The sequence below is a fragment of the Deltaproteobacteria bacterium genome, from assembly GCA_012522415.1.
Taxonomy (GTDB): Bacteria; Desulfobacterota; Syntrophia; order Syntrophales; family JAAYKM01; genus JAAYKM01.
This window is the reverse complement of sequence record JAAYKM010000028.1, coordinates 1-1,535: the sequence shown is the minus strand read 5'-3', so window position 1 is coordinate 1,535 and position 1,535 is coordinate 1. Positions and strand designations below refer to the sequence as shown.

Sequence of the window (1,535 nt, the reverse complement as noted above, 5' to 3'; positions counted from 1 at the left end):
GTTGATTTAAACTGAACATAGCACAGAGGCCGGCGCGGAATCTTCGACATCTTCGAAATAGAGAGTGGCAACAATATCCACAAAAGAAAAATTTGGACATAAAATCATGCAATCTGAAAAAAATTCTTCAAGTTCAATGACAGAACAAACAGCGGCTCCCGCCGCCCTGCTTGTCGCGGTCGATTCGTCAAAGACCGGCCAGGACGTGGTTAGCCGATCTCTTGACGAGCTGGAAGACCTGGCAGGCACCAATGGATTTGTCGTCAAGGGCCGGGTCGTGCAGCGACTTGAAAAACCAGATGGCCTGACTTACGTGGGATCGGGCAAGCTTCTCGAAATCGTCGAAATGGCGCGCGATATGGAGGTGGACTACCTTATTTTTGACGGCGAATTGACGCCCGCGCAGACCCGGGGCATTGCGGAACAGGTCGATCTTCGAATCAGTGATCGGGTGAATGTTATCTTGTCTATCTTCGCCGAACGGGCGCGTACCGATGAAGGCAAAATTCAGGTGGAGCTTGCCTGGCTCCGTTACCGGTTGACGCAGCTGACGGGACGAGGGGTCGAGCTTTCGCGCCTGGGTGGTGGAATCGGGACGCGGGGTCCCGGTGAGACCAAGTTGGAGCAGGACCGGCGTGTCATCCGCAAAAGGATGGCGGTGCTGAGGGGTGAACTGCGCAAAATGGAAGGACGCCGTCAACGTTCCAGGTCCTTGAGGCAGCGACGGGAAATGGTGACAGCAGCCATTGTCGGCTACACCAACGCGGGAAAATCCACCTTGCTGAACAAGTTGACAGACTCGGACCTGGCGACTGGGGATCAGCTCTTTATGACGCTGGATCCGACCGCCAGGCGGATCGAGGCGGGTGACGGCCTGTCCCTGATCCTGGTTGACAAAGTCGGTTTTATCAGGGATTTACCGGGGTTTTTGCTTCAGGCCTTCAGAGCGACCTTTGAGGAGGCGGCAAGCGCCGATTTGATTATTCTGGTGTGTGATATGGCTGATCCGGACGCAGCGGCCCAGATTGAAGTGGTGCATCATCAACTTAAGGATTTGGGCGCGGGCTCGCTCCCCTTTATCTACGTATTGAACAAGATGGATATTGTCAGTTCAGAGGCGCTCCACCAGGTCATGGCTGTCTTGCGTCATGAGAAGGCGGACCGGATTGTACAGGTATCCGCCACGACAGGTCTCGGGATTGACCGCCTGAAGGAGAAGCTGGCTCAGTTCGTTAAGGAGACGCTGGTTGAGTACCATGCGCTGATTCCTTACCGTGAGGCCGGAATCGTGGCGCACGCCCGCGAATATGGAAGCGTGACAGAGGAACGTTACGAACCGGATCACATCATCCTGACAGGCCGGATCCGCAAAAGCCGGATCGGCCCCCTACAAGCCTGGATACAGGAGGGCCCTCAAAGATCAGGATCCTGATGGCCTGGAATCCAGGGCGAGTCTTTCTTTCTCGAGAAGGACCTCTGTGATGGCTGTCATCAAGGAATCAACATCACCGAAGCCGCAGGGGTCAATGGCGGGG

General features: G+C 55.4%; 1 protein-coding gene. It reads left to right on the top strand.

Translation table 11 applies throughout. The annotated features are described in order from the left end of the window. The first annotated feature begins 136 nt into the window (after positions 1-136). Positions 137-1,432 carry a GTPase HflX gene (gene hflX / locus GX147_02210; GenBank protein ID NLN59521.1) on the top strand — a complete coding sequence of 432 codons (1,296 nt, stop codon included), beginning with the start codon at positions 137-139 and terminating at the stop codon, positions 1,430-1,432. Positions 1,433-1,535: the final 103 nt, after the last annotated feature.